At 51.9% G+C, this 4,682-nt stretch carries 8 protein-coding genes; 3 read left to right on the top strand and 5 right to left on the bottom strand.

What is annotated here, in order from left to right; all coding sequences use genetic code 11:
- Positions 1–105: 105 nt before the first annotated feature.
- The 3 genes from JSN25_RS06125 to JSN25_RS06115 all read left to right on the top strand — a co-directional run bounded on the left by JSN25_RS06125 (position 106) and on the right by JSN25_RS06115 (position 1,601).
- On the top strand, positions 106–1,014 hold the full coding sequence (locus JSN25_RS06125) for an alpha/beta hydrolase (protein WP_204525531.1): 909 nt from the start codon (positions 106–108) through the stop codon (positions 1,012–1,014).
- A gap of 64 nt (positions 1,015–1,078) precedes the next feature.
- Positions 1,079–1,321 (top strand): type II toxin-antitoxin system ParD family antitoxin, encoded by a 243-nt coding sequence (locus tag JSN25_RS06120; RefSeq protein WP_069324888.1) that lies wholly within the window; start codon positions 1,079–1,081, stop codon positions 1,319–1,321.
- Positions 1,314–1,601, top strand: coding sequence for a type II toxin-antitoxin system RelE/ParE family toxin (locus tag JSN25_RS06115; RefSeq protein WP_204525530.1), 288 nt, complete (start codon positions 1,314–1,316; stop codon positions 1,599–1,601). Before JSN25_RS06120 ends, JSN25_RS06115 begins: the two co-directional genes overlap by 8 nt.
- A 5-nt stretch (positions 1,602–1,606) precedes the next feature.
- Here JSN25_RS06115 and fabY read toward each other — a convergent pair whose 3' ends face one another.
- The 5 genes from fabY to JSN25_RS22000 form a co-directional block, all read right to left on the bottom strand.
- Positions 1,607–2,548, bottom strand: coding sequence for a fatty acid biosynthesis protein FabY (fabY, locus tag JSN25_RS06110; RefSeq protein ID WP_032940213.1), 942 nt, complete (start codon positions 2,546–2,548; stop codon positions 1,607–1,609).
- A 44-nt stretch (positions 2,549–2,592) separates the two neighbouring features.
- Positions 2,593–3,030: a D-aminoacyl-tRNA deacylase gene (gene dtd / locus JSN25_RS06105; RefSeq protein ID WP_003825289.1), complete on the bottom strand. Its 438-nt coding sequence runs from the start codon at positions 3,028–3,030 to the stop codon at positions 2,593–2,595.
- Positions 3,027–3,899, bottom strand: coding sequence for a virulence factor BrkB family protein (locus JSN25_RS06100; RefSeq protein ID WP_085049708.1), 873 nt, complete (start codon positions 3,897–3,899; stop codon positions 3,027–3,029). Before JSN25_RS06100 ends, dtd begins: the two co-directional genes overlap by 4 nt.
- Positions 3,893–4,492 (bottom strand): glucose-1-phosphatase, encoded by a 600-nt coding sequence (gene yihX / locus JSN25_RS06095; protein ID WP_038635879.1) that lies wholly within the window; start codon positions 4,490–4,492, stop codon positions 3,893–3,895. The genes JSN25_RS06100 and yihX overlap by 7 nt, the downstream gene beginning before the upstream one ends.
- A 105-nt stretch (positions 4,493–4,597) precedes the next feature.
- On the bottom strand, positions 4,598–4,682 hold an 85-nt coding region (locus JSN25_RS22000; RefSeq protein ID WP_233638439.1), incomplete at its 5' end, for a hypothetical protein.

Raw genomic sequence — 4,682 nt, 5'->3', positions numbered from 1 at the left:
TGTGCGAGCCGCTTTCCAGAATCGTACGCAGCCCACTTTTCCCATTTCCATTCGTACCAAACCAGGCTATAACACTGTATATCCATACAGATAAAGGAAATAAAAATGACACTGGAAAGCGGGATTGCGCAGTTAGTGGAGGAATTTATCGCGGTGGGGCGCCCCTCTTCTCGCGAGCAGAATATTGATGACCGGAGAGCAGGCTACATCGCCAGTACGATGCTGGCAGGGGAAACAGAAACCCGCGTCCAGGTTGAAGATATTGAACTCGATGCCATGACGTTTCGCGTGGTTTCGCCACGGGACACCATGGGAAAGCTACCCTGTGTTATCTATTATCACGGCGGCTGCTTTGTCAGCGGTGGTTTTGCTACTCACGATAACCAGCTAAGGCAGTTAGCTTTTTACAGCGGCTGTCGCGTAATTGCGGTGCAGTACCGCCTTGCGCCAGAGTACACCTTCCCGGCAGCACATAACGATGCCGAAGCCGGAGCCAATACTATCTGGAAATATGCCCATAAACTGGGGATAGACCGCGCGAACATTACGCTTGCCGGTGACAGCGCGGGCGGGCATCTGGCGCTGGTCACCGCGCTACGCCTGAAAGCCGCCCGTCAATGGCAACCTGCACAGCTGATGCTGATCTATCCCATGCTGGACGCCACCGCCAGATTTGAGAGCTACGCCCGTAACGGGCAGGATTACATTATCACGCGTGACACGCTGCTTTCAGGCTACGAGATGTATATGCCGCGAACCGATCCACTGCATCCTGAAGCCAGTCCGCTCTGGCGTGAAGACTTCACCGGTCTGCCACCCACGCACATCATTACTGCCGAATTCGACCCACTGCGCGATGAAGGCGAGGCCCTGTATCAACGGTTCCAGGAACAGGGTGTGGAATGCACTTGCCAGCGCTATCTCGGTGTCATTCATGGCTTTTTCCAGCTCGCAGGTGTGAGCCAGGCGGCACGAAGCGCCATGCGAGATGTGGCCTGGCGGCTTGGTCAGTAAGTTTGTTCATATTTTCGTCCACGGGTGCTATCTTGTGTGAATAGATAACACAGAGGACAAACCTATGCCCAGAACTACCAGCATTACAATTGGCGAGCATCTCGATCGTTTTGTTAACGAAATGATTGAAAGTGGGCGCTATGGTTCCACCAGCGAAGTTGTCCGTTCGGCATTACGTTTACTGGAGGAACAAGAATTGCGAAATAGCGCATTACGCGACGCGCTGGAGGATGGGATACACAGCGGCACAAGCGACCTGACTCTACAGGAGGTCGCGCAAAGGAAAAAGCGCAGTCTGAATGTATAAACTCTCTAATCAGGCAGTCGAAGACTTTGAATCTATCTATGAATACACCTGGAGAAAATTCGGTTATCAACAGGCAGATAAATACACTACTGAGATGGAACAGCTTTTTTTACTGTTAGAGAAAAACGCTTTGATGGAGCGCAACCGTTCTGAGATTAAGGAAGGTACCCGTCAATACAATCATCGACAACATGCGATTTTTTATCAAAATGCGGATTATGGCATTCTCATAATCCGCATTTTACATCAGCAAATGAATCCAATATTACATTTTAGCTAGAGGAGCTACTCTTCCTCATTCCCGCCCTCTTCATACGCGCCAAACGGTTTCGCGGGTAGCACAATATACGTGCCTTCAAACACGACGCCTGGCGAGTCATCGCCAAATACCTCGACCTGCATCTTCACACGCGCCTTACGCCCTCTCGCCAGACGGTCGAGATCGCCACTCAGCGAGCCCAGGTCGGCGATGGCGGTAGGCTTCCCGGTGATCGGCCTGCTGTAGCGGATATGTGCATCGGCAAGGATAATGGTTCCCCCCAGATGACGTTCGCGCAGCATCAGCCAGATCAGCCCCCACCCCGTTAACGTGGCCAGAGAAAACAGGCTACCGGCAAACAGAGTATGGTGCGGATTCTGATTCCCCGTCTCGGGCATCGTCGTAATAAATTTCTGCCCGGTATACTGTTGAATACGCACGCCCATTTTCTCACTCAAGGGAATATGTTCGTACCAGGCTTGCTGTAACTGTCCGCACCAGTCGCCGCGATGGAGAATATCGTCCAATGTAGCGATGGGCTTAATCATCAAAAAGTGGCGCACCGGCGTGGTTTGCGGTGTGGTGATCTCTCCCTGGCTCACAAACCCCAGTTTGGCGAAAAATTCGACCGCATCTTCACGGGCGCTACAGGTTACGCGCTTTACCCCTTCCTGACGCGCTACAGATTCCAGGGTCATCGCCATCAGCGTACCCAGTCCTTTCTCCTGCACGGAAGGGTCAACGGCCATAAAGCGTATAGAGGCTTCGTTATCCGCATTGATATACAGACGTCCTACCGCGACCAGATTCCCCTCTTCGTCCACCACCATCTGGTGATGCGCCATTGCGTCCCAGGCATCCCGTTCGGAGCCTTTTGGCTGGTGCAACGGTTTACGCAGCATCTCCCAGCGAAACTGGTAGTAACGCTCCAACTCTTCTTCTGTTTGCGGTACTCGAAGGTGATACATAGCTGTACTCTCTCTTGTTGCCCGCGGCCACACCGGTAGCTGGTTCATACTTGTAACCAGAACGTCACGGGGCCATCATTAACCAGCGAAACCTGCATATCCGCAGCGAATCGGCCGGTTTGCGTATTCATTTCCTGTTGGCGGCAACGCTCAACAAAGTACTCATAGAGTGCTTCTGCCCGATCGGGCGCGGCGCCTTTTGAAAAGCCCGGGCGCATACCGCGCTCAGTATCTGCCGCCAACGTAAATTGCGAGACCACCAGCACGCTGCCGCCTGACTGCTGCACATTCAGGTTCATTTTGCCTTCGGCATCGCTAAAGATTCGATAACCTAGTACGCGTTCGCACAGGCGGTTCGCTTTTTGTTCGTCATCATCCCTTTCGACACCTAACAGGACCAAAAGTCCTGGGCCAATTTCACCCGTCACCTCGCCCTCCACGGTGACGCTGGCACGGGTTACGCGCTGAATTAATGCAATCATGGTTGCTCTGCTTCTTCTTGTTCTGCGGCTTGTTTAAGTTTGCGGTATTCCCCGAGAGTGACAGTTATTTCCGCGCCTAGCAAGACGATACACCACGTCCAGTACACCCAGACAAATAAAATGGGGATCACCGCAAGGACACCGTAGATGAGCTGATAAGACGGGAACATCGTGATGTAGAGCGCAAATCCTTTCTTTCCGGCCTCGAACAATACGGCGGCTACAAAGGCGCCAATAACCGCATCCCGGTTAGCGACGCGCGTGGTCGGCACGATGCTATAAAGCAGCCAGAATGAAAGCCAGGAAAGCACCAGCGGGAAAATACGCAGAATGTTATCAATCACCGTGTTGAGATCGCTGGCCCAGCGCAATGACAACAGATAAGAGCTGATCGCCAGGCTGGCCCCCGCCAGTAGAGGTCCCAGCGTTAAAATCATCCAGTAAACGGCAAAAGAGTAAACTTTGGGCCGAGTGCGCTTACTACGCCAGATAGTATTCAGCGCGTTATCAATGGAATACATCAGTAATAACGCCGTCACAATCAGCCCACATGCCCCGACGGCGGTCATTTTGTTCGAGTTGGCGACAAACTGTTCGATATAACGTTGGATGACGTCTCCCGTCGCCGGGATAAAGTTCGCAAAAATAAAATGGCGTAACTGGATACTGACGTCGGAAAACATCGGAAATGCGGCGAAAAGCGCAAAAACGACGGCAATAAGCGGTACTAATGAAAGCAATGAAACGTAGGCAAGATTTCCTGCCAACGTCGTCATGTTGTCCTCATCAATGCGCTGCCATAGCAGCTTCAGCCAGGCTCGTACGGGCCGCGTATGATGCCTGGCTTGTTGCTGAACATTTTTTAGCATAACAACTTCGCGAAATAGTCAGGAATGGTCGCTTTATCGATGACCTGGATACTGGTAATACCTAACCGGTTAGCCCCTTCAATATTATCGGCGTTATCGTCAAAAAAGACCGCATCATGCGCAGAAAAACCTTCAGCCTGCAGGACATGCTGGTAAATCCGCGCTTCCGGTTTACGCATGCCCAGATCCTGGGAAAGATAAATATGGTCAGCAGCCTGACGGATCTCGGGGTATTCATCCGGCCAAAACGTTGTGTGCAGACGGTTGGTATTCGACAAGACGACTACCCGATGCCCCTGCTCACGCAGTTTGTGCATGATATCGATAACCTCTGGGCGTAACGCGACAAAAACCGCCTGCCAGCCGTGGGAAAATTGCTCGTAGCTTAGCGGCAGCGCCATCTCGTGGCATAGTGCCTCAGCAAACGCTTCATCGGTTATTTCACCTCGCTCATGCTGGTGAAAAGCCTCGCCCATACTGAAACTTTGCTTTAGCGAAGCTAGCGGTACACGGCTCAGATCGCTCCATGTGCCTAACACGCGATTGAAGTCGATATCGACAATCACATTACCCAAATCAAAGATATAGAGCATGCCCTTCTCCTTATTCGCCGTGGATGAATAACTGTAGCGGGAAAGGAGAAGTTTGACTATGCGCGAATGATGGCTGCGAATTTATCGAGCCATCATTGGAGAGAATTACCCGACCTGAGCATCATCCTGTGACGGACTCACCTGCACAATTTCCACCTGCTGAGACTGGAGTAAATTATGCAATGCGGGA

This window comes from Citrobacter cronae (genome assembly GCF_016893685.1).
Taxonomy (GTDB): domain Bacteria; phylum Pseudomonadota; class Gammaproteobacteria; order Enterobacterales; family Enterobacteriaceae; genus Citrobacter; species Citrobacter werkmanii.
The sequence above is the reverse complement of the archived record's forward strand: the minus strand, read 5'-3'. Positions and strand labels throughout refer to the sequence as shown.